At 62.1% G+C, this 23263-nt stretch carries 15 protein-coding genes; 4 read left to right on the top strand and 11 right to left on the bottom strand.

Annotation, left to right across the window (positions count from 1 at the left end; genetic code table 11):
* Positions 1 to 41: 41 nt before the first annotated feature.
* Positions 42 to 5960 (bottom strand): amino acid adenylation domain-containing protein, encoded by a 5919-nt coding sequence (locus JNK74_01935; protein ID MBL7644926.1) that lies wholly within the window; start codon positions 5958 to 5960, stop codon positions 42 to 44.
* A 286-nt stretch (positions 5961 to 6246) separates the two neighbouring features.
* Positions 6247 to 7446 (bottom strand): GHKL domain-containing protein, encoded by a 1200-nt coding sequence (locus JNK74_01940; GenBank protein ID MBL7644927.1) that lies wholly within the window; start codon positions 7444 to 7446, stop codon positions 6247 to 6249.
* Between the two features lie 434 nt (positions 7447 to 7880).
* On the opposite strand from JNK74_01940, the gene mutL reads away from it, so the two are divergent.
* The 4 genes from mutL to JNK74_01960 all read left to right on the top strand — a co-directional run bounded on the left by mutL (position 7881) and on the right by JNK74_01960 (position 12711).
* Positions 7881 to 9899, top strand: a complete 2019-nt coding sequence (gene mutL, locus JNK74_01945; GenBank protein ID MBL7644928.1) for a DNA mismatch repair endonuclease MutL — start codon at positions 7881 to 7883, stop codon at positions 9897 to 9899.
* On the top strand, positions 9896 to 10903 hold the full coding sequence (gene miaA, locus JNK74_01950; GenBank protein ID MBL7644929.1) for a tRNA (adenosine(37)-N6)-dimethylallyltransferase MiaA: 1008 nt from the start codon (positions 9896 to 9898) through the stop codon (positions 10901 to 10903). The genes mutL and miaA overlap by 4 nt, the downstream gene beginning before the upstream one ends.
* Before the next feature lie 516 nt (positions 10904 to 11419).
* Positions 11420 to 12382, top strand: a complete 963-nt coding sequence (locus tag JNK74_01955; protein ID MBL7644930.1) for a hypothetical protein — start codon at positions 11420 to 11422, stop codon at positions 12380 to 12382.
* Positions 12379 to 12711 carry an MmcQ/YjbR family DNA-binding protein gene (locus JNK74_01960; GenBank protein MBL7644931.1) on the top strand — a complete coding sequence of 111 codons (333 nt, stop codon included), beginning with the start codon at positions 12379 to 12381 and terminating at the stop codon, positions 12709 to 12711. Before JNK74_01955 ends, JNK74_01960 begins: the two co-directional genes overlap by 4 nt.
* A gap of 41 nt (positions 12712 to 12752) precedes the next feature.
* Here JNK74_01960 and JNK74_01965 read toward each other — a convergent pair whose 3' ends face one another.
* The 9 genes from JNK74_01965 to JNK74_02005 all read right to left on the bottom strand — a co-directional run bounded on the left by JNK74_01965 (position 12753) and on the right by JNK74_02005 (position 23003).
* Positions 12753 to 14435 carry a glycosyltransferase family 9 protein gene (locus JNK74_01965; protein MBL7644932.1) on the bottom strand — a complete coding sequence of 561 codons (1683 nt, stop codon included), beginning with the start codon at positions 14433 to 14435 and terminating at the stop codon, positions 12753 to 12755.
* Positions 14435 to 16225: a glycosyltransferase gene (locus JNK74_01970; GenBank protein ID MBL7644933.1), complete on the bottom strand. Its 1791-nt coding sequence runs from the start codon at positions 16223 to 16225 to the stop codon at positions 14435 to 14437. Before JNK74_01970 ends, JNK74_01965 begins: the two co-directional genes overlap by 1 nt.
* Before the next feature lie 280 nt (positions 16226 to 16505).
* On the bottom strand, positions 16506 to 19823 hold the full coding sequence (locus tag JNK74_01975; protein MBL7644934.1) for a glycosyltransferase: 3318 nt from the start codon (positions 19821 to 19823) through the stop codon (positions 16506 to 16508).
* A 2-nt stretch (positions 19824 to 19825) separates the two neighbouring features.
* Complete coding sequence (locus JNK74_01980) at positions 19826 to 20452, bottom strand: hypothetical protein (GenBank protein MBL7644935.1); 627 nt, start codon at positions 20450 to 20452, stop codon at positions 19826 to 19828.
* Positions 20453 to 20466: 14 nt separating this feature from the next.
* Positions 20467 to 20688, bottom strand: coding sequence for a carbon storage regulator CsrA (gene csrA, locus JNK74_01985; GenBank protein ID MBL7644936.1), 222 nt, complete (start codon positions 20686 to 20688; stop codon positions 20467 to 20469).
* Complete coding sequence (locus tag JNK74_01990) at positions 20669 to 21145, bottom strand: flagellar assembly protein FliW (GenBank protein MBL7644937.1); 477 nt, start codon at positions 21143 to 21145, stop codon at positions 20669 to 20671. The genes csrA and JNK74_01990 overlap by 20 nt, the downstream gene beginning before the upstream one ends.
* A gap of 159 nt (positions 21146 to 21304) precedes the next feature.
* Complete coding sequence (locus JNK74_01995) at positions 21305 to 21685, bottom strand: DUF393 domain-containing protein (protein ID MBL7644938.1); 381 nt, start codon at positions 21683 to 21685, stop codon at positions 21305 to 21307.
* Positions 21682 to 22527, bottom strand: a complete 846-nt coding sequence (locus JNK74_02000; GenBank protein ID MBL7644939.1) for an META domain-containing protein — start codon at positions 22525 to 22527, stop codon at positions 21682 to 21684. Before JNK74_02000 ends, JNK74_01995 begins: the two co-directional genes overlap by 4 nt.
* 125 nt (positions 22528 to 22652) lie before the next feature.
* On the bottom strand, positions 22653 to 23003 hold the full coding sequence (locus JNK74_02005) for a type II secretion system protein (GenBank protein MBL7644940.1): 351 nt from the start codon (positions 23001 to 23003) through the stop codon (positions 22653 to 22655).
* Between the last annotated feature and the right edge of the window lie 260 nt (positions 23004 to 23263).

Here is a 23263-nt window from a genome sequence, read left to right on the forward strand (position 1 = left end):
CCGTAATCTCCCGCGCTGCTCCCAGGATTGCCTTCATTTATTCAGATGGTCTTGGATTCCAATTCATCGATGACGCGTTGCAGCGCCCTGCCCAGCCCGACCGCGTAAGGATGGCGAATGATTACCATGTGATTTCCCGGCACTTCCACCACGCGTACACCCTTGCGGGCGTAGCGGCTCCAGCCGTAGGTCGGGTCCCTGCGCTCGGATCGCCACGGGTTGTGCTCCGCGCGAAACAGGGTGATCTGCCCCTCAATGGGCTCCATCACATATTCCGCCACGGCGTTCTGGCTTGAGGCCATGCTTCGCGCGCTGTAACGCACCAACTGGTCTTCCACCATTTTCAGGCGGCGCTCCGCAATGCTCGGCGAGGCAAGTCCCGCCTGGATCAGGTAATACTGCACGGAGGTGTCGAAATGTATCCAGCGAAGATAGTCGCGCAGTTGCACCCGGTTTGCATGGGGAGGCTTCGCGCCGAAGGCGCGTCGGGCCAGTAGCGCCATGCCGTCCCGGGCGTACCCAACGTGCATTTTCCAGGTGAAGGCCAGGGTGCGAAGTCGTGCCCGGACGCGCTGCACAAAGTGCCGCAAGTACTCCAGCGTCATGGCCCGTCGCACATGGTGGTGGTCGGGCGTGGCGCTGTCCAGCATGGCGATGAGGGGCACATCGTCGCCGCTTTCCAGAAGCTGGCGGGCCATCTCGTAGGCCACGATACCCCCGAAGGAATAACCGCCGATGTAGTAGGGTCCCTCGGGGCGCACCCTTTTCATTTCCTGGATACAGCGCGATGCCAGATACTCGATCCTGGCGGGCCCTTCGTCGTCAAAATCTAGATTGGGGAATCCGTAAAAGGGTTGTGAATCCGCGAGGGCGCCGGCAAAGGTTTCATAGGATCCGCCCACATCACCGGCTCCCTTGAGGCAAAAGAAGGGCGTGCGCGTGCCCGATTTGATCTCCAGGAGCTCGTTCCCCCGCCGGGAAGGCGCTTTTGCCCCCTGGGCAACACGCACCGCCAGCGCGGCGACGGTGGGGCTGTCAAAAAAGTCCGCCAGAGTTAATTCGGAAGAGAAGTACTCATTGATACGGCCGATAACCTGAATGGCGAGGAGCGAATGGCCGCCCACGGCGAAGAAGTTTACGTGCCGGCCCGAGCAATCGCTTTGCAAGCAGGCCCGCCAGATGGCCAGGATGGCGGTCTCCGTATCGTCGAGCTCGTCGTTCGATTCGTCGTCCACGCGCGGCGCGGGTGGCGCCGGAAGCGCCCGGCGGTCCAATTTTCCCTGGACCGTGCGCGGGAAGGCGGCGAGGCGGATGTACTGGGCGGGGCGCATGTGGGCCGGCAACTGATCCTTGAGAAAAAAGTCGAGTTCCGAATCGGAGGGCGCGGTCTCCACTCCGATTGCGAGATAGGCCACGAGGCGTTGTTCCTCCGGTGAATCGTCGGGGACCAGCACCACGGCATCCCGAACCGCGGGATGGGTGCGAAGCAGGCTTTCGATCTCGCCCGGATCGATCCGGAGGCCGCGCAGCTTGATGTATCGCCCCATCCTGCGCACGAAAACGAGCTGGAGGTCCTCCCGGAGATAAACCTGATCACCGGTGCGATAGAGCCTGTCCGCGCGGCTATCGCCGAAGGGACTGGAAACGAATTGCGCCTCTGTCAGCTCGGGGTCGCGATAGTAGCCCCGTGCGAGGCCGGCTCCGCCGGCGTAGAGCTCGCCGGGAACGCCGATGGGCACCGGGTTCATGGCGGGGTCCAGCACATAAAGGTGGGTGTTCCGTATGGCCGTGCCGATGGGCGTGTTGCCCTGCGGCCGTGGCGCGCCCTGCAGCACGGGGTACAGGGTGACGTATACGGTGGCTTCGGTGGGGCCATAGGCGTTGACCATCATGAGGCCGGGCGTCGCATCGACAATGGCACCCAGCATCGATTCAGGCAGCGGTTCCACGCCCACCATCAGGCGACGCAGGGGAATGGGATCCCGCATTTGCCGGTCCCGCAGCGCGGGCAGCATGTAACCCGGAAGGTACGCCGATGCGATCGCATGCTCTTTCATCCAGGCGAGGCATTGATCGCCGTCAAGGCGAACGCGCTCCGGAATGATGTGGAGGGCCGCGCCGCCGAGAAGTCCCGTCCAGATCTCATAGACCGTCGCGTCAAAACTGAAGGCGGCCCAGATCGAGCAGGCTTCGCCGGGTCCCACAGGCTGGCGGTCGTGGAGATCTTCGAATAAATTCAGGACGCCGCCGTGGTTGCAGCACACGCCTTTCGGCTCACCCGTGGAGCCGGAGGTAAAGATGATATAGGCCGCGTCGCTTCCCGCATGGGTCAGTCCGGGCGCGCCGACATCAAGAGACTCCAGTAGTTCCGCATCGTCCAGGCAAACGATTTCGACGCCCGCCGAAGCCAGACCGGCGCCCATGGACCGTTCTGAGAGTATCAGCCGGGGATTGAGCGCGCCCAGTATGCGATTGCGCCTTCCCGCGGGGTCCTGAAGATCCAGCGGGACGTAGGCCGCGCCCGCCTTGAGGATCCCGAGTACGGCCACAATTGTGTGTATGCTCCGGGAGAGAAAAAATGGAACCGGCTCGTCGCGGGCGACACCCCGGTCGAGGAGCAGCCGGGCGAGCTGGTTGGCCCGTACTTCCAGCGCGCCGTAGGAGAGTGATGTGGTGTCATCGGTGACCGCGAGCGCTTCGGGGTGACGGTGTACGATCGATTCAAAAGCGCTGACAAGTGAGGCTGAGGGGTCCAGGTCCACGTGTGGCCCCACAAGCCCAAGGACCTGGGCCGTTTCGTCGGGGCTCAAGAGTTGAAGACGGGCCACCGCGGTCTCGGGGGCGTCAAGCAGCGCGCCAAGGAGCGTTGCATAATTGTCCAGGATTCGATTGGCGGTGGATTCACGGAAGAGCGCGGTGCAGTATTCGAGGTTCAAGACGAGCTCACCATCTCTGGGCTGGACAGACAAGGTCAAGTCGAACTTCGCCCCTTCATTGCTCAGTTCTTCTCCGGTCATGCGCAGACCGGAAAATTCCACCTCGTAGCGCGGCGTATTGTGGAGAACGAACATGACCTGAAAGATCGGGGAGCGGCCGGGATCCCGTTCATGTTGCACTTCGGCCACGATTTGCTCGAAGGGCACCGCCTGGTTTTCCTGGGCGGCGACCACCGCGGTCTCGACCACGTCAAGATAGTCTACAAAACGTTGGGCGGGGTCGATTGGGGTGCGGATGACCACGGTGTTTACGAAGAAGCCAATCAGCGCTTCCAGTTCCTGCTGGTTTCGGCCGGCGATGGCCGTGCCGACCACGATATCCTCCTGACCCGAATAGCGGTAAAGGAGTACATTCCAGGCGGCCGCGAGTACCGAGAAGAGCGTCTTGCCGTGACGGCGAGAAAACCGGGCCAGCGCCTCCGACGGCGCCGCCCCCAGTGTGCGACGGGCCACCCTGCCGTGCCAGGCTTGACGCGGTGGACGCGTGAAATCCGTGGGAAACTCCAGCACCGGAAGGGGCCCCGCCAAGTGCGCCTTCCAGTAGTCCAGTTGGCGCGTGTAGTCGGCTGTTCCCACGCTTTCCCGCTGCCACGCGCTGTAGTCCGCATACTGGATGGACGGTACCGACGGGGGGGCTTCGCCGTCAAGCGCGTAGCTGGCCGCCAGATCGTTTAAGAGCACGCTGATGGACCATCCGTCAAAGATCGCGTGGTGTATGACGAGGCCTAGACAGCCGTGACCCTCCCGGTGGGGGAAATAAACAAACCGCAGAAGCGGGCCGTTCTCCAGGGAAAAGTGCGTGGTGGATTCCGCGCTCAACCGGTCCCGGACCTGGGCCAGAAATACTCCGTCGTCGCCGGCCTCCCCAATATCCACGGTCGAGAAAGGGAGTTCCAGTTTCGATAGAATCTTCTGGCAGGGCACCGGCCCCACAGCCGGAAAGACGGTCCGCAGAATCTCGTGTCGGTCCACTACCAAACCGATGGCCTGGTGTAGACGCGCCGCGTCCACGCGTCCATGGATCTCAAACAAGATCGGTATATTGTAGGTGGTATTTCCCGGGTCGAGTTGCTCGATGATCCACAGGCGTTCCTGCGCGAAGGACAGGGGAAGGGGCGCGCCCCGGTCGGCGGGGGCGATGGGGGGCGCGGCATCGGTCGTACCCGCGCCGAGCTTCTCCGCGATCAACGCGGCGTGGGCTCCAATGGTGGGCGATTCCATCGCCGCACGCAGCGAAATTTCCACGCCGAATTGCTTCCGTATCCGTACCAGGAGTTGTGTAAAGAGCAGGGAGTGACCGCCCAGGTGGATGAAATTGTCCCTCGTGCCCACCCGCGGCACGCCGAGCAATTCACGCCACAGGGTGGCGAGGCGCCCTTCATTGTCATTCGCCGGGGCGACATATTCCGCATCCGACTGGATGAAGTCGGCCGGCGCGGGCAGGGCATCGTTCTCGATCTTGCCGTTGTTGTTCAATGGGAAGGCGTCGAGGTGCACGAAGGCCGAGGGGACCATATAGGGCGGAAGGGTCCGCAAGAGGTGATCCCGGAGCGTGCTCAAGGCGACGGATTCCCGAGCCAGATAGTAGGCCACCAGGCGCGGATCGCCGGGGATGTCCTCGCGTAGGCGCACAATCGCGCTGCGGATGCCGGGAGCCTCGCTGAGTTCAGCCTCGATCTCGCCGAGTTCCACGCGGAAACCCCGCAATTGCACCTGATTGTCGTTGCGCCCAATGAATTCGAGATCGTTTTCAAACAGGCGGACCAGATCGCCCGACTTGTAGAGCGTTGGGGGGTAGGCCGAAGTATCAAAGGGGTCGGGAAGGAAACGCTCCGCCGTCAGGTCGGGACGATTCAGATAGCCCAGACATACCCCCGGGCCGCCAATATAGAGCTCGCCCACTTCGCCTACTGCGACAGGTCGCCGATCTTCGTCGAGGATACGGAGGTACAGGTCCTTGATCGCCAATCCGATGAAGCTGGGCGTGCCGGGGGCGGCATCGGCTTTGGTTAAGAAGCGATACGTCACGAAGACGGTCGTCTCCGTAATCCCATAAACATGGACTATCCGAGGCTGTTCATCCCCGTGACGTTCGAACCAGGGCGCCAGGCTGGAGAGGGACATGTATTCCCCGCCCACCAGCACATAACGTAGCGCCAGACGGCGGGACTGTTCCAGCGGAAGGGTCTCATCGTGGTGCTGGATCTGCTTGAAGGCGGAAGGCGTCTGGTTGAGCACCGTGACCCCTTCGTCCACCAGCAACTGATAGAATTCGTCCGGGCTGCGGCTGAGCAGATAGGGGACCATGACAATACGCCCGCCGAAGAAGAGGGCCCCCCACATTTCCGAGACCGAGAAATCGAAGGCATAGGAATGGAAAAAAGTCCAGACGTCGTCGGAGCGAAATCCGAAATCCGGTTGCATCGCGTCAAACAGGCGGTACACATTCCAGTGGGTTACGAGCGCGCCCTTGGGCTTGCCCGTGGAGCCGGAGGTATAAATGACATAAGCCAGATCGGAAGGGGAGACCGCCACGTCGAGATCGTCCGGCGATTCCCGTTCCCAGGGGCGCTCCGCGCCATCCAGCACCACCACCGCCGCCTCGCCATCCGAAAAACGGTCCCGATGTTCGGCGTGGGCCACCACGATGGGGCACTGGGCATCTTCGACGATCATGCGCACCCGTTCCGCGGGATAAACCGGGTCCATGGGTACATAAGCGGCGCCGGTTTTGAGCACGGCGAGAATCGCGATGACCGGATCAAAGTTGCGATCAAGGCACAGGCCCACCCGCTGGCCCGGTTTCGCCCCGCATTGGCGCAGATGGCGGGCGAGCTGGTTCGCGCGGGCGTTCAATTCGCCGTACGAAAGCGTATCCCCCGCGAAAGTCAACGCGGGCGCCCCGGGGGACGCCGCGACTTGTGCTTCAAACCGCACGTGAAGGCAATTATTCTCACGAATCATAGATCGGGTTTCAGATTCTCTCAAGCCGAGGCAGTCTCTCAGCGCCTCATGCCCCCGGTTACTTCCTGCATATAGATAATATCAGGCCCGTAAGGGTTGCCGCCACTACCACGTGAAACCCGTTGCGCGAAACGGTGGACACACGGCACCGGCGCGGGATCTTCGGCCCATTTGACACGATTTTGCCCGCGACAACGTGCCGCGAACCTACCGGCGAGTCTAATGCAACCCAAACAATGGAGCTGAGCGGGAAGGAGAGGCCATGTGCTCGGGGCGGGGAAAGGCGCTATCGCCCGTTGGCGGACGGGTTCAGCGTTCGGGGGATCCGGATAGAGAATTCCGTCCCTTCCGCCTCGGAGGTGGTGAAGTAGACATGCCCACCAAGGTACTGGTTGCCCAGCAGCCGCATGCTGTAGGTGCCGATCCCCCGTCCCTGCTCACCTTTGGTGGTAAAGGAGCGCTGGAATATCTGCGCCGCCACGGACTCCGGGATATAACCTGGATTCCACACGGAGAAGATCGACGTCCCGTCCATCTGTTCAAAGCGGAGCTTCACCGTCTCGCCCTTCGCCACCGCCTCGAACGCGTTCTTCGTCATGTTGATCAGTACCCGGCGCAGAAGGCGGGCATCGCTCTCCAGCCGCGTCTCGCTGGATAGGCACAGCACGCGAAGGAACTTGCCCCGGGATGAGGGGTGATGCTCGAATACTTCGCGGACCTGCTCCAGAATCGCACCCGCGTCCACGGAGGCATAGTTCACATCCAGCTCGCCCCGTTCCGCTTTCATGAGGCATTCCTGGCCTTCCACTTCCTCGTTCAACTGGTTGGAAAGCGCCAGGATCATGTGCGAAGCGAAGGAGGCGTCTCCCGTATCCATCAGCTCGCTGAAACCCATCAGTCCCTGGAGCACATTCCGCAGATCATGCATGAACACCTTTTCCAGCACATCCCGCCGCTTTTCCGAGCTGATGTCCTGGAGCACAAACGCCATAACCGGCTCGCCCGCGAGGGTAATTGGCGTGCAGCGCACGTGAAAATCGGCGGCCTTCAGCTCACCATCGTTTTCCATGGTCAGGGAACATTCACCTTCGGCAGGTTCGCCGCTGTTCTGGCATGAGAGAATCGTAAGTACCGCGCCGCACTTGCCGCACTTGCGGGATGTGCCGCATCCACCGGGCCCAAGGTGGGCGTTTTCGCAATGGAGCAATTCGCCGGGCCGGAGCCCAAGCATCTCCTCCGGACTGCGGAGGCCGAGGGCGTGGAGCAGCGTATCATTCGCGGCGATGATCTGCCGGTGCTGATCCAGGATGAGAAGGTACCCGTTCACCGCTTCCAGGACCACCTGAACTATGGGATCGGCCAGTGCCGCGCTGGCCAGTGCCCTTAACGCTTCGGGGTCCGCTCGCCCGGCCGGCGCGTGGAGGGTGTCCATCCTGTTTCGGACAGGCTCGGAAAGCGCGTCGGGTTGTGGCACTTTGTCGGACATGAGAACTCCAGCAAAAGGGCGTGACCAAAGAGATAAAATTGTAGCGTTCTACAAAATATCTGCTCGTCGGATTATGACACACTACCGCCATACCGTCAACGGCCTTGCGTTCGCCGGGCAATCACCCCAAGCTTTTCGGGGGCCGCCCCGGTGCAGCATCCCTTTTTCCTGGGGGGCAACGGCGCGTTCTGGCCCGCCATGACCGCACTGTGGGCCCAAATGAGGTGTCGCAATTGCCCGGACATCCCCGCAGCGCCCTCTTGCTCGGTAGCCCGCCTGAACACCTTGCCGGAAAGGCGCGCGAAGGCACGGGGCCGGCACAAAAACGAAGTGGCCGCCAAGCGGAAGGTGGCGCCATCGGAATGACGATTTTTTCCCAGTCGCCATGCTAGTATAACCGGCACAAGGCCGTAGCGTTCGACCAGAGGACTCCGATGACCACCACCACCCAGATAGCGCCCGTGCGCGTGCTTGCCGAAGATGTGGCGAACAAGATCGCCGCGGGTGAGGTCGTGGAGCGTCCCGCATCGGTGGTGAAGGAACTGCTGGAGAACGCGCTGGACGCCGGATCAACCCGGATTACCGTGCGGGTTGTAGCGGCCGGGCGTCGCCTTATCGAAGTGACCGACAACGGCCACGGGATGTCGGAGCAAAACGCCCTCCTCTCCATCGAGCGCCATGCCACGAGCAAGATCCGCTCGGCGGAAGACCTGGAGGACATCCGCACCATGGGTTTCCGGGGCGAGGCCCTGGCAAGTATCGCCTCGGTATCCCGCTTCGAAATGGTAACGCGGCGGGAACAGGACGACAACGGTACCCGGATCCGCATCGACGGTGGCATCCTGCGGGAGGTAGAGCAGGCGGGGGCGCGGCCCGGCACTCGGGTGACGGTGAACCGGCTCTATTTTAATACGCCCGTCCGGGCGAAGTTCCTCAAGGGGCTTACCACCGAGCTGGGCCACTGCATTGACGTCGTCCAGCGACACGCGCTCGCTCGTCCGGGCGTCGGTTTCCAGTTCCTGCACAACGACAAGATGCTGCTGGATATCCCGCCCCATGCCACCCTCCGCGAGCGTGTGGCCATCATCTGGGGCCTTTCGACGTCCAAAGACATGATCGAGGTTCAGGGCGAGCAGGCGGGTTATCGCCTGCAGGGCATCATTGGCCTGCCGGGACTGACCCGCTCGGCCCGCTCCCACCAGTTTTTCTTCATGAACCACCGCCCGGTTATCAATCGGTCGCTCCAGTACGGCTTCGAAGACGGTTACCGAGGGCTGGTCACCATCGGCCGCCACCCGGTTGGCGTGCTCATGCTGGAAACGAATCCCCGCTTCGTGGACGTAAACATCCATCCGGCCAAGCGCGAGATCCGATTTCGCGATGAACGGGTCGCCCGGGACGCCGTGCGCGATATCGTGCGGAATTGCCTGGCGGAGGCCCATGCGCCCGCCCAGCGGCCCTCTGCGATACCGGAGCCGCCCCAGCCCCGCTTCGAAGTTTTGCACCTTGCCGAAGTGGAAGCCGAGACCCACATGCCGGTCGACGAACCGGAATCCGTGCCCGAATTGCATGCCCCCGATCCCGTGGTTCCCGCCCCGCCGATCCGGCGTTATGAGCCCGCGTCGGCGGCGCGGCCAGAGCCCATCGCTCGGCCCTTTACTACGCCTCAGCCCCTGGAGATGCGTGCTGAACCTTCGTTCGCCCAGAAGAACGACGTGGAACAGCCCGTTGCCCCGCGCCGCGCCGAGTTCACGCTTGCCTCGCCACCGCCGCCCACACCCCGGAGCGCCGCCCGGCAGGGCGAGTTTCCCGAAATGGCGTCGCCCGCCACCGAGAATGTTGTGCCCGAGGCGGTCTACCGGCCCGTGGACAGTATCGGCGACGCGCCCATGCAGCTCTTCGATACGTATCTGCTGGTGCCGGGCGACGAGCGTCTGCTCATCATCGACCAGCATGCCCTCCACGAGCGCCTGAACTACGACAGCCTCATGGCCGAATTGGCGGACCACCACTATGAATCCCAGCAGTTGCTGGTGCCCATTGTCATCGAAGTGGCTCCGGCCCAGGTGCGCCTGCTGGAGAGCAACCTGAGCATCTTCCGGCGGATTGGCATCGAGCTGGAGCCCTTCGGCGGTAATACCTTCCAGGTGACCGCCATCTGCCACCTCTATGAAGAAGCCAAAGTGCGCGATCTGGTCTATCACGTGCTCGACGAAATTGGCCAGGGGGATCTCTTCGACAGCGAGAATGTCATGGCGGATGCGCTGCGCATGGCGACCCGGGCCTGCAAGGCCTCCGTCCGCGCCGGCGATCCATTGACACCCCAGGAGCGCCGGGGACTGCTGGAAGGATTCCAGCGCCTGCGTCCGCCCTACACCTGCCCCCATGGCCGCCCCATTATCGTGGAGCTTACCCAGAACCAGATGGAAAAAAGCTTCCGGAGAATCCAGTGAGCCATACCTCGGGCGGCCCGCCGCCCCTGATTGCCGTCGTTGGGCCCACGGGTTCGGGCAAGTCCGCCCTGGCCTTCGCGCTGGCGGAGCACCTGGCCACGGAGATTATCTCCGTCGACGCCATGCAGTTCTATCGCGGCATGGAAATCGGCACGGCCGCCCCGAGTCTCGCGGATCGCGCCCGGATACCCCATCATTTCGTGTCTTTTCTCCAGCCAGGCGAAGAAATGGCCGCGGGGATCTACCAGCAGATGGCCCGGACCGAGATCGCCCGCATCCACGCCACGGGGCGCTCCGCCGTGGCGGCTGGAGGTTCGGGGATGTACGTCAGCGCCTTGCTCGATGAAATCTTCGATGGCCCCGGCCGCGATCCCGTGGTGCGCGCGCGCCTGGAGGAGGAAGCCCAGTCCCTCGGCAACGACGTGCTCCTGGCGCGGCTCCGCGCCGTCGATCCCGACTACGCCGCCAACCTCACCAGCGTCAACGACCGGGTGCGCATCGTCCGCGCGCTGGAAGTGTATGAACTCGCCGGCCGTCCCTACAGTGAATTGCACCGGGAACACCGACAACACGCAGCCTCGCTCCCGGCGATTCAGTTTGCCCTGCGCTATGAAGACCGTCAGGATCTTTACGATCGGATCAACCGGCGCGTGCTCCAGATGATCGAGGAAGGCTGGGTCGACGAAGTCCAGGCCCTGCTCGACAGCGGGCAGCGGCCCCACGTGGAGCGACTGAAGGCCCTGGGCTACCGCGAGATCATAGCCCACCTCGAAGGAAAGCAAAGCCTCGACGCGGCCATCGCGGCAAGCCAGATGCATCACCGGCGCTATGCGAAACGACAACTCACCTGGTTCAACGCCGACCCCCGTATTCACTGGCTGCCCGCCGGACCGGGAGTCGGTCTGGACCAGCAACTGGAAGCCCTGCTGGAGGTCGTGCACAATCAAGAGGCGCCGGAAACCGGGATGCACCGCTACCTCCAGGCGAACGCCGGTCGCGTGTGAGCGTACAGCAGCGTTGAACCACGAATGGACACGAATCAACACGAATAAGAAAGGCGGAACATATCTTTCAATGGCCTGTCATCCTGGAGTGCTTGTTTCCATACGAACCCATCCGTGTAATCCGTGGTCAAGAAAGAAAGAATTTTCGACCACGGATTACACGGATATCCACGCATAGGTAACAAACAGAGGAGGATTGACCACGAAAGGTCACGGAAATTCACGGAGACGAATATGTTCAATTCGTGCAGGAAGACCAATTTGCAAATGTAAAGGGTAACTGAATATTCGCGTCCATTCGCGTTCATTCGCGGTTCAAATCGCTTTCGTTTTTTATACTCAATTTGCGAGAATTTGCGTAAATTTGCAGTTCAACACTTTTGGTTGCGGCCATCGGCTGCTCTTAGTCGATTCGTGGTTAAGACCTTCGGTGGAGTTGCGGTACTGGAAAATGTATGACGATGGTAACAACGAGCACGTTGGCGAGGATGCCCGAGCGCGCGCGAGGCCGGTATAATGACTAAGGGCCTGCCACGACTCGTCTGGCGCTGTGTGCTCTTTGCGCTACTGAACGCGGTGCTCGCTGTCGTCGTGTTGAAAATTCACGAGTCCACCCTCGACCTTGCCCGCTGGGAGACGGACTCCATCCTGCTGGTCATGCCCCGGAACGAGCACCGGGACGTGGTCATGCTTGGCACCTCACACGCCTACGTCTGTGCCCGCTTCAAGGAACATCAGGAGGCCACGGAGCGGGAACTGGGCCGCACCGTGTTCAACATGGCCATCGCCCAGGGGGGCGGCATCGTCCCGGCGCGCTTCTATCTGGAGACCTATTTCGATCAGGGCAACACGACCGACCGCGTCGTCTATCTGCTCGACCCCTTCGTGTTTTTCAACATCGGCTCCAACGAGCAGCACAGCTTCGTGGAAATGGAGCCCTTCCGTTTCCACTTCCTGGCGAAGATGCTCCGAAACCTCTACAACTACCAGCAGCTTGTCTCCTATATCCGCTCAAAGTTCAGCGGCCGATGGCTCCTTCAGAAACCCGAGTTGCTCATCCACCATGTAAAGGGTTACCCGCCTGAACTGGTCACACCGGAGCGGATCACGAAGCGCATGGGCACTTTGTATCCCGATGGATTGCGTGACGACGTCTTCAAACGATATCAGTCCGAATTTCTCAATATCGTGGCACTGTGCAAGGCGCGCGGCGCTCATTTGAATGTCGCCGTGCCGCCCACCATGCTCGGCCCGGAAACCGGTCACGCCGCCATGATGGCCTGGCTGGAGACGCTGCGCGATCGGGGAGACATCACGCTGAGCGACTGGTCGAACGTCATTAAGTCCCCCGAGCGGTACTACAATCTCGATCATCTCAACCTCAGCGGCATCCAGGAATTCATGGGCCAGTACCTGCGGCCCATGCTGGACGCGGAAGACGAAAAAGTCAGCGGCGCGGATGGAGTGCGGTCACGATGACGCTTGAACAATTCCGCAAGCGCGCCCTGGCCTTTCCGGAAGCCTCAGAGGAACCCCACTTTGAGAAGACCTCCTTCCGCGTGCGGAAGAAAATCTTCGCCACCATGTCGCCGGAAAAGGCGGAAGTAGTGTTGAAGTTGCCTCCCCTGGAGCAGGCGGTTTTCTCCGATGCGAGCGGCGGCGCCATCTACCCGGTGGCGAATAAGTGGGGACAACAGGGCTGGACCGTGGTGTTGTTGAAAAATGTGAAGACGGGCCTGCTCCAGGATGCGCTCACGTGTTCGTATCGATGCGTCGCGCCGAAAAAGCTGGGGGAGCTGGTGGGGTGAGCGGGAGGCATGTCTACGGACGTCACTCGGCGGAGAAAGGACTACGTTCTTTCGGCCCACCGCGCGGCCGTCAGCCGCAGTTTCTCCACCATGAGGGTGGCCCGATCCCGGCAGGCACGATAGATCTCCAGGGTGGTCTTCGCCAGCAGTTTGGGGTCAGCGCCGTCGAGGTTGTCGCGTTCGAATCGGGCCATCAGGATTAGGGGACGACACGGCGGATTCACCTCGCTGAAGACCCGCGCCTCTTCGTCCAGCGCCATCAACTGGGCCACCAGCGTCCGGGCCTCATCGAAGCGGTCCCGCTTGAGCGCCTCCAGCAATCGCGAAGTGACAGACTCGCCCCGGACCGAGATGGCCGCGAGTCCCTCGAAATGCTTCGCGGTCTCTTCCGCCCAGGTCGACACGATCTCCGGATCCGGACCGCCGTAGTGGCGGAGCATCTGGTCGAGACTTTCCAATTCGCCCTCGGGCGTGCCCGTGCGGGAAAGATGGGCAACCCACATGGCGCGGTAGGCAATCCGCATGAAATCCCGCTCGTCCATGGCGCGCTGAATAACCGGGTAATACTCTAGAAATCCGTCGGGTGCGAAGCGCGTAATGTAAAGGTCGACATTGTCCAGCGCTCCCTCGTCCGCAATCGGGGGCAGAGGGCGATCCTGCCCGTGATGGCGCGCGTAGTCGATGGCGGCGAGGACCTGATTCGCCTTGATCAACTCGCGCTCCTCTTTGCCTGAGGGCACATAGTCCGAGCGGCCGAGATTGGTGCGGCGCGCCTCGATGGCGCAATGGCCCTCGCCATAGGGGCCGGTTTCACGGTAATGGACGTTGCCGACGGAGACCAGGGTAATCGGGCAGCCCACCGACGCGGCGATGTGCATTGTGCCCGTGTCGTTGGTAACCAGAATCGTGGCGCGCTTGAGCAGGGCGGCCACCTGCGCCACGGAGGTCTTCCCGAAGAGGTGGGTGGCCAGGCCGGGGGCGAAGGACTCAAAGCGATCGCCCAGGGGCTGCTCGGACTGCACGCCGAGAAGAAATACCTTCGCCTGGTGCCGCTCGACAAGCAGACGCCCTAGAGAAGCGAAATTCTCGATGGCCCAGCGCTTGCCCTCTTCGCTGGCGCCAAGCTGGAAACAGGCCACGTAGTCGTCGCCCTTCACGCCGTGCTCTGCGAGCAGCGCCTCGGCAAATTGGTGGTCCTCGTCGTGGAGATTAAAGTGAAGTTCTCGCGAGGGAGGCGCATCTTCCACGATGTTGCGCGTGATATCGCAGAGATTCAGATCGTTGTATTCGCGGCTGAATACGCTGGTGAAGAAATAGGTCGTCCACCGGCCCCGGAGGATAAACTGCCAGTCGTCGCCCAGGTGCGCGCCGTAGACTTCGGGAATCTCGGCGATCTTGATCAGCATGGCGGAACTGACGCTGTGGGTCACATTGTAGGCGATGTCAAAGTTGCACGCCTTGATGGCCTGAATGCGCTTGTCGGTAAGCTGGTAGGCCTCCAGCAACTTGTTCGAATCATCCGCTACGAGCCTCCGGTACAGCTCGTCCTCATCGTAGATCATCACGTCGTTGATGTCGTGATTGCGATCCGCAATCGCCCGGCCCATCTGACGCACCAGCAGCGTGATGTGGGCGTCGGGATGCTTCCGGCGCACCATGTGTATCAGGGGCGTCGTTTGAAGCACATCGCCCAGTCGTGTGGTCTGTACAATAAGGATCCGCATCAGCGCACCAGCTTCAGGACCGCATCCGCGTCCTGCTTCACCTGCCGCATGTAGGCGATGACCTGCTCGGGATAGAGGTGGCCCTGGCCTTTTTGCAGCGAGAGCTGCGTGAGAGCGTCATAGGTGAACGGTGTCTCTTCCGGGAAGTGCTCCAGCCAGCGGCGCAGCGCGTCGGACTTGTCCAGCCGTGTCTTGATCTCGCCGATAGTGTGGCGCGCCCGGATGCCCCGCTCCAGCATGGCGGCGCCGTGGGCCCGGTAGATGTGGCGCAGCATGGCCGCCGCGCGATGCTCGTAGGTATGTTCGGCAAGAACCCGGCGTTGCGCCGCCTCAGCACAGGCTTTTCGCTGGTCGGGATGGGCGAGGAAATAACTGATGCGCTCCCGCAACTCTTTCAGGTCGCGGTAGACCGGCAACTCCGTCTCGAAGTCAAAGAGCGTTTCCAGGCCGATGCAGGGGTCGCAGAGCTGGAATCCCCCGGCGGCCGCAATCTCAAAGACCCGCGGATTGATGGCATCGCAATCGGGATCCACGCCCGGTTTGCTGCTGCTCGAGTGGAGGTTGAGATTGATGGCGCTCGCCGCCACGATCTTCATGAAGGTCTCTGAATCGAAGCGGCTTTCTCCGTCCACCAGGCGCTGGGCCACATAGCGATCCGTCCAGTTCACGCCCCAGATCTTGAAGTTATAATCGCTCAGGCCTTTGAACAGCTCCACGCGGTTGTAATAGCCCGCACCCGCAAAACTCAGGTCGCAGCCGTAATGTTTACGGTCCTCATCGCTCAGCGTCACCCCCCGGTGCAACGCCGGATCGCAGGCCGTCTGCACATAGGCGTGATGGCGGCAGCCGGCCTCGTCGAGCTTTGCCTCAAATTCGCCCGGCTGAATGTGGAAGAAGAAATCATAGTGGCGGGCGATGTCCCGCCAGTAGGGCAGGTGACGCCAGTTCTCCACATACCAGTAGGCGGTTACGATTCCGTTCTTTCGGAGCCGCTCGGCGAAGTTCGGGGCCACGGGCGCCTGGGCAAGCACGATACAGATTTCAGGATTGAACTCGGCCACCTGGGCATAGGTCCATTCCGAAAGGAAATTGGTGTACATCCCTGTAAGCTGGCCCTGGGGTGTGGCGCCGGTCACCGTGGCCTGAAGTTTCTCATACAACGGCCAGGCGGACTCGTGATCGATCAGGCGCACGTGATGGCCCAGCCCTTCGAAGGCCCGGGTCAGGTAGCCCGCGATGGGGAGAGACCCGCCATACATGGGGCCGACCACGGCAATATTCAGATGCTTGTCCGCGAGTGCCCCGACGTAAAGACTCCCCAGCGCCGCGTCGACTTCTTCGCGGTGCAGTTGGGCCGTGGGCGGATGTACCATCACGTGGGGCTTGCCCGCCATGAAGTCCGCCAGCGCCGATGGAAAATCCGCCTCGTGTGGGGACCCCGCGCCGATGAGGCAGGATGCCTGCGCCAGGGGGCCATCCACGGCGAGTTTCACAATGTCCCGCTCGGGCTCGATGACGATTACCTCGTGGCCCCGGGCCACGAGTTCCAGCACGTGGTAGCCCAGGCCGCAGCCGAGTACAAGCACCGGGCTGCCCGCCGGGATATCCGCCGACTCCACCAGGCGCCGCGCCTCCTCTTCGGGATTGTAGCGGCTGTGCATCTGGATGCCGCCCGCGCGCAGGGTGGGCGAACCAGTGCGCCCGGCCTCCACCACGCGATCGGGGGAAACCGCGTGGTCGGCGAGGGCCGCGCGCCATGCTTCGGGCGATCTGAGATAGGGTTCAGTCATGGGGTCTACAACGTTGAAGAAAAGAGTTTCACCACGAAGGACACGAAGTTCACGAAGGGAAATCGTTCTCGGTATGCGGGCACTTGGGTAGTTCAAAAATCATTTTGCATTGGGGTGCGCCTTTGCTCAGCGGTGCGCGAATACTTCAGATCTATTGGGCAATGGCGAAAAGTGTGAGGCGTTCAGGAAAAGCTCGCCGCGCCCTTTCTTTATAATCACTTCGTGCGCTTCGTGTTCTTCGTGGTTCAATTTTCTCGCAATTTGCTTTTCTTGCCGGTGTCTATTCGTCTGGTTCGCCTTCTTCCCGCATTGCCATTGCCTCCGCCAGCAGTTTCGCGCCCGCGTGTTCCGGGTCAAAGAGCAACACCAGCTCCACCAGTTCACGGGCACCGTCGAAATCGTTCAGCTCGCACAGGACCCGGGCATGGGTCACTTTGAGGTCCAGATTGCCGGGATAAAACTCCAGGTAGGCCGTCATCGTGGGCAGCGCATCTTCCAGGCGATTCACCCGCTTGGCCACGTCTACAAACGATTCCAACAGGGCGCGGTTGGCGAAATTCGCGTCGAGCGCCCGTTGAAGCCGCGGGAATGCGGCCTCGTGATTGCCGGCCTGGTACTCGATAAGGCCCAGGGCCCCATCGGCCCGATCAAAATCGGGCTGATGCGACAGGGCGTGCTCCAGCAGGGGCCGCGCCTCGGCGGCTTTGTTCATGGCCAGCAGGAGAATCCCGTATTCGCCTTCCAGGGTGGGGGAAAGGTTCGTCTCCAGGAGCTTGCGATAGGTTTCGGCGGCTTTTTGCAAGTGACCCAGCCGCGCCATGCCCTTGGCCACGATCCCGTAGCGGTCCACGTCGGACACACCCACGGCATCCAGCGCGTGGGCCACCGCCGCTTCGTACTCGCCCGACTCGAGAGCCTTGCGCGCAAACTCCAGCCGATCAATCCCCGGCTTGCAGGCGATACCCAGCCACTGATAGGTCAGGAACTCGCCATAAGCCTCGTCATCCACCGCCTCCATCGTAACCAGCCCCAGCGTGATGGAGCCGTCTTCGTTTTTCGGAAGAAAGGAGGGTGGGCGCTGGTTCAGCGGGATAATCTCCACCGCCTCCATACCGCCGTTCTCGACCATCGTGCGCAGGCCGCTCCGCGTGAAGAAGCGCAAGTGCGTGGCGTCCATGATGCCCTGCTCGTAATAGGTCCAGGCCCCGTGGGAAAGCATATGGATGACTTCGTGAAAGCGAATGTTGGGCACGGAAATCACGATGACGCCCCGGGGCGCCAGGACGCGGCTCAGCTTCGCCATCACCGCCGATGGATCGACCAGATGCTCCAGTACGTCGGCGCAGACGATGCAGTCGAAATAGTCATCTTCCCAGGGCAGCGCCATTTCCTCGATATTGCCGTGGAGCACGCGATCCAGCACCGTCCGCGCGCGCTGGTAGGCTTCTTCGATGAACTCGATCCCGCAGACCTCCTCCACGTTGCGCTCTTCCTTGAGCACGCGGCCCAGGGCGCCCGCGCCGCAGCCCACATCCAGCACGCGTTTCGCCGACAACGGAATGGCGGGCAGCAGTTCCCGGCGGGGATGTTCGTAGTAGGCTTCGGCGGTTTTCGGGTCGTGGTGCAGCAGCGGTTTCGGGCGAGACGCCGCGATCTGGCGGGCTTCTGCCAGGATTTTCTCGGCGCGGACCTCATAGCTGTGGTACTTCAACGCCGTGGCCTGTCCCGTCGCGGCGATCCGCTCCCGCGCCGCGTCATCGGCGAGATACTTTCGTATCAGCGCCAGGGCCTCGTCCACGGTCCTGTAAATGACAAGTTCCCTGCCATCCGTGAACAAATCTTCCAACCCGATGGCGGGGTCCGTGATCAGGAGCGCGCCGGAGGCCAGGGCTTCGAAGACCCGCATGTTCACGTCCTCGTTGAGGCACATGTTCACCACAATCTTCGCGTTCGCGTAGTGTTCCGCCATTTCATGGGGCCAGGCGTGGCCGATGAAGTGGTTGGGAAAGGCGGCACGCACCGCTTCGATGAAGTGCTGGCGCTTCTCGCCGCTCGCACTGGTCAGGCTGCCAACAAAGGCAATGTCCAGATTCCGCGGGCGCGGGGGCACATCGTGCAGCGACGGCGAACAGCCCAGGGGAAGCCAGGCCACCCGGGGAATACCCGCAGCGCGGAATTCCTCGATCTGGGCTTTCTGCGCGAGGTATACCAGGTCGAAGTGCCGCGCGATTTCAATTCGGTGCGCGGTCGAAATGTGCGTGTCGATGAACCACGCCGCCTTCACCGCGTCGAGGTCGCGATACGCCGACGGCAGCATCGGCTGGCCGGAATCCACCCACACCAGAAGCTCCGGCGAGAATCCAGCCGGCAGGGCCCGCATCAGTTCGGGCAGCGCAGGTTCGGGGGACGTCACCACATCGTGTCGCGCATAATCGGGTACGGGCGGGTCAAAGCCCCAGCCGAGTACCACGCTGTCCGGTACTTGAGCGCCCGCCGTCACCACCGTATTCGATTTTCGGAGCGCATCGCGCACATAGCGTCCCGTGGTGTGGGGGGTGGAGGCGAAGGTAACCAGTGTCGAAAGGCCCTGCCGCGTCGTGGCGCTCCGGCCCGCGCGCCGCGTGGACGCATGGCGATCGGCGGCCTCAAAAATCGCCTCGCGCCAGCGCTCGCGGAAGGCTTCCAGCGGAAAGGTCCGCGCGATGCACTCGCGCCCTTTCGCGCCGATTTTCCGCGCCAGATCCCGGTCTGCCAGCAGGGCTTCGATACGCCCATGAAGTTCCGCGCTGTCGTAGGCGGTGAAGCCGTCCACGCCGTTGGTGAGGGGGGAGGTCGGGTTGGCCAGAGATACTACGGGCATCCCGCAGGCCATGGCTTCCAGCATGGCGAGGTTGTAGCCGTCCTCGTAGGCCTCGCGTGATACATGGAGGAGGCAACGATTGGTCCGGTAAATTCGGAGGAGGTCCTCAAACGAGCTGCTCGGTTCGCTGCCGGGGATCAGGGGGTTCATGCCCACGACGCGGTTCGGGAGACCGGCACAGCAGGCCTCCTGGAAATCCACATCGAACATGAGATCGCGCTGGCGCATGGTGTTGCCCACGCGGATCGCGCAGGGGGTCTCGCCCGTATAACCGCCCCAGGCCTCCACATCGAAGCCGGGCGGGATCACGCGGCCCGGCAGGCCGTAGTCCGCCTTCTTGGATTCGGAGATGAAAACAAACTCGAAGCGCTCCGCCAGCGTGTCTACCACCTCCGCATAGGCCGCCTGGGCCTCTTCGCCGCCCGTGATCGTGGTCTTCAGGAAGGTGCGGCGGTTGTGGCAGATCAGGAGACGGGCGGCTTCGGCCCGGGCCACCTCCATGGCATTGCTTTCGTTCTGGGCAATGACCACATCGTAGTAGCCCGATTCCAGCCGCTCGCGCCAGGCCGCCTCCCGGATAAAGGTGAGATTGGTGGGGGCCGGTCGAAACTGGGCGTGCCAGGCGCGTGCCAGGGGGCCGTGTTCATAGACGCCCAAGTCGATGGGCAGGCCCGTCTCCGCCATGAGGCACAGGTAGGGCTCGTGAAAGTTAAAGGTCAGGATGCGCGGCGTGGCCATTGCTACTCGGCGCTGGCGGGGATATGTGCCTGCAACAGGGAGACGATGGAAACTTCCAGCTCGGCGCGGGGCGCCAGCTCATACTCCAGGAGGTCGGCCAGCAGAATAATATCGCCGTCTTTCAGGGCCTGCTCGGCTTCTTCGAGGAACTGGTTCAATTCGGCGTGGATGGACTGCACCGTTTTGCCGTCCACTTCAAGCCCGCCCAATTCCAGCTCCAGCGCATTGGCCACAAGGGATTCGCGCGACTTGATGTGGCCCCAGATCTCCGCCAGTTCCACGAAGGGGTCAAAACCTTCCTCGGGCTTTTCCCCCTGAAAGACTTCCGCGAGATTACGGCATACCTGGGGAAGTTCCGGCAGAAACTCCTGAAGTCCCGAGAGGCACGCTTCCACCAGGGAAGAGGTCAACTCCGATCCGATCTCCAGCCGGCCCACGTCCGCCAGGGCCTTGCCCTTCAGCCGCTCGGCCATGTTGTCGGGGGATATCTCCGCCCCGTCCACTCGGACGGAAAGGACCGAGCGCCCCTGGCCGCGCAGGAAATCGGCGACGGCGCCCACCGCGCCGAATACATCCTCCGGCGTGCCCTGCAGGTTGTAGTTGCTGGCTCCGTCTACGATCACGTCCATGTGTCGAACCCTTCCTAGCGGGGGATGAGGTTGGAAATACCGTCCAGCGGGGCGGCCGTCGCCGCCTGGGCGTTTTCCGCCTGAATGGCAAGGTAGACTTCGCGCCGGTGCACGGTTACGCTGCGCGGGGCCACGATGCCGATCTTGACCTGATTGTCCTTGAGATCGAGGACTTTCACCTCAATCTCGTTCCCAATCATAATGCTCTCGTTTTCCTTACGCGTCAGCACGAGCATGGCGAACCTCCTCCGGCCGGGCCGCCGCTTCCCGCGCTTTGGCCAGGAAGAACTGTATGGGATAGTCGCTTTTTTCCAGGACGGTCTGCTTGCCCAGACGCTGCCGGGGGTTGACCAGAATGGGCGCCTTCAGGTTGGTGCGGACTTTGGACACATCTTCGGAGACGACGAGGATGGTGTAGATTTCGAGATCGGCCACGGCGGCCACCGCCAACTCGGAGAGCTCGTGCTGCCCCAGTTGGACCTTGTAATCGGGCACGACATCTCTGGGATTCATCAGGAGAAAGGCGAGCTCTCCGGATTCCGTGGACTGAAGCCACGTTACGGCGCTTTCGGCCGGTCCCGGCAACAGCACGAAGCGGCGGTACTCCTGAAATCCGATGATGGGCTGGGTAAACGTGATGACGGATCCGTCCGGCACGTCAATATCCCCAAACCGTGATGTTCTCAACTGCATCTCTTCACTCCGCAATCCCTGCTTTGAGTACGGATTACAGTATGCACCAAGGTGCGACGGGGGCGCAAGCGGAAAGAGCTAAAAATGCAATAGCCCGTAAAGGGTGTAGCGACGTGCCCCGGACGTGAGCAATTGGCCCGATGTGCGGCCCCCTACCCTTCAGGGGCAACCCCCGCAACGGTTCCGCAGCCACTGGGCGCCATGGTAGGTCGCCTGGGCCACGGCCCCCATCAGTCCGAGGCGCTCCACGATCCAGCCAAACTTCTCGAAGGGTGGATAGGTAGCCAGAATGGCCGCCCAGGCTTCCTGATCCTCACGAAGCTCCCCCTCGTGAAAGGTGCGCAGCCGCGCCGGGGGCCCATGGCGCTCTTCCTCGGAGAAGAACAGGGCGGCCTCCTCCGTCGCCGCGTAGTCCGTCCACGGGATGAATTCCAGCCTGCCCTCGGACCGCGTGCGGCCATATTCGGCGAGGCGGCGGCAGAGACCACAGTTGTCATCATAGAGCACCCGGAGGGGAGCCGCCGAGGGGGATTCGCTCACGGCTTGGGAGCCGCATTGGCCTTAAACGTGGCCACGGAAGGCGGATCGGCGAGGGGGGGATCGGCTTCAGACAAGGTCTCCTGCGCGCCGTTGGTGGACAGCCACACTTGGAGCTTGTCGTTCGCGGGATCCGCCAGAAAGACCGCCATGTCCACGCCGCCCTGATGGGGTTTGTTCCCCGTGATATAGAGCAGGCCGTTTTCCTCGGTCAAGGGCCCCTGTACCCGCATGTTCTCTTTGAAAGTCTGGAGTTTGTCCCCCAGCAATACATGGAGGCGCTGCGCCAGAAGGGGATGGTTCCATAGGCCGGTATCCCGGGGGTACTGGCCCAGGTGCAGGCGAAGCTGGGCGAGGGATGGGGCATCCTTATCTTCCGGCGCCCGCTTCGAGAAACGCAAGGCCTCATCCTTGCCGTAGCGCAGGATCAAGTCGCCGTTTTCAAACCCATAGGTGCGGGCGCCGGCGAGGGCCTGCGCCACCGCATTCTCCTGAGCCGCGAGTCCCTCTGGAGAGGTGCACAGGCGCTTCGTCATCGCGATCCGGCCGAGGGTAATCTTCTCTTCGGAAAGGGCATAGCTGCCGCTGAAGCGGTTGCAGCCCGCAAGCCCGGAGAACTGGAGGGTGCTGGGATCCAGCAGGAGATCGGCCTCCGTTCCCGGAATCAGTGCGGTGGGCGCCGCCACCGGACCGTACGACAGGAGGTACCACGTTACACCGGTCAACGTATCCACCGGTTGCTGCGACGGGCGCGCCAGCGGGATTGGGATGGGCTCCGTGGCGCATCCGGCGATTAGTGGGGCCACCGCCGTAATGCAGGTCCATGCCACTTGATGCTTAAACACGTTAAATCTCCGAGAAACGGATAAACCGTTCCGGCAAATAAAAACGGGCAGCAGGCGCGGCGCCAACACTGCCCGTTGAACCGACAACAATACAAACACAACTTGCCCGGAGCCCCTAGGGGCAACTAATAGCCGATATCGGTGGTCTTAATCTTCTGTGCGCCCTCAAGTTCAAGCGTTTGCGCGGCCTGCGCTGCCGCCGCGGGAACCTCCGGGGCTTCCTGCTCGGCGCTGTCGTCCACCGCCGGCACATCGCGATCACGCCGCATGGGGCGTTCCCGCCGGATCCCGGCTTCAATGTTCATCGGGTCATCCGCCGCAATGACGTAGGGCGCCAAGCTGCCGTCGGTCTTTTCCCGCCCATGATTGGGCGTGTTTATGGCCGGCAACAAAATGGCCGCCAGGACCACCGTGATGGCCAGGACCACCAGTAACTCCGCCAGGCTTAAGCCCGACTCTCTTGCTTGTTTCCACATGTTTCTTTCCTCGCTCCTGCCGCGAACAGGATTATCAGCCGCGCCGTTCTGTTTTGGGCGGGTACCCGATTCCTCTCCCCCAGCGGCGAGGACTTCGAGCACCGGCACACAACGCCTGCAGCTTCATAGACGCGTTTCGGCTTCTCTTATTCAATTAAACTTTGAAGACCCCGACCGAACTGCGACCCAGGTCGAATCACCCAAGCCGCACCAAGAGAAGTATACACGATCTATACATTTTTCAACAGAAAAGTTTCATT

The organism is Candidatus Hydrogenedentota bacterium, from assembly GCA_016791475.1.
Classification (GTDB): domain Bacteria; phylum Hydrogenedentota; class Hydrogenedentia; order Hydrogenedentales; family JAEUWI01; genus JAEUWI01.

Bases quoted from the DNA above. Each gene is read 5' to 3' on its own strand.
- JNK74_01970 (MBL7644933.1), bottom strand. From the start codon at position 16,225: ATGACTGAACCCTATCTCAGATCGCCCGAAGCATGGCGCGCGGCCCTC.
- JNK74_01990 (MBL7644937.1), bottom strand. From the start codon at position 21,145: ATGCAGTTGAGAACATCACGGTTTGGGGATATTGACGTGCCGGACGGA.
- JNK74_01980 (MBL7644935.1), bottom strand. From the start codon at position 20,452: ATGGACGTGATCGTAGACGGAGCCAGCAACTACAACCTGCAGGGCACG.
- JNK74_01935 (MBL7644926.1), bottom strand. From the start codon at position 5,960: ATGATTCGTGAGAATAATTGCCTTCACGTGCGGTTTGAAGCACAAGTC.
- JNK74_01975 (MBL7644934.1), bottom strand. From the start codon at position 19,823: ATGGCCACGCCGCGCATCCTGACCTTTAACTTTCACGAGCCCTACCTG.
- JNK74_02005 (MBL7644940.1), bottom strand. From the start codon at position 23,003: ATGTGGAAACAAGCAAGAGAGTCGGGCTTAAGCCTGGCGGAGTTACTG.
- mutL (MBL7644928.1), top strand. From the start codon at position 7,881: ATGACCACCACCACCCAGATAGCGCCCGTGCGCGTGCTTGCCGAAGAT.
- JNK74_01940 (MBL7644927.1), bottom strand. From the start codon at position 7,446: ATGTCCGACAAAGTGCCACAACCCGACGCGCTTTCCGAGCCTGTCCGA.
- csrA (MBL7644936.1), bottom strand. From the start codon at position 20,688: ATGCTCGTGCTGACGCGTAAGGAAAACGAGAGCATTATGATTGGGAAC.
- JNK74_01965 (MBL7644932.1), bottom strand. From the start codon at position 14,435: ATGCGGATCCTTATTGTACAGACCACACGACTGGGCGATGTGCTTCAA.
- JNK74_01960 (MBL7644931.1), top strand. From the start codon at position 12,379: ATGACGCTTGAACAATTCCGCAAGCGCGCCCTGGCCTTTCCGGAAGCC.
- JNK74_01955 (MBL7644930.1), top strand. From the start codon at position 11,420: ATGACTAAGGGCCTGCCACGACTCGTCTGGCGCTGTGTGCTCTTTGCG.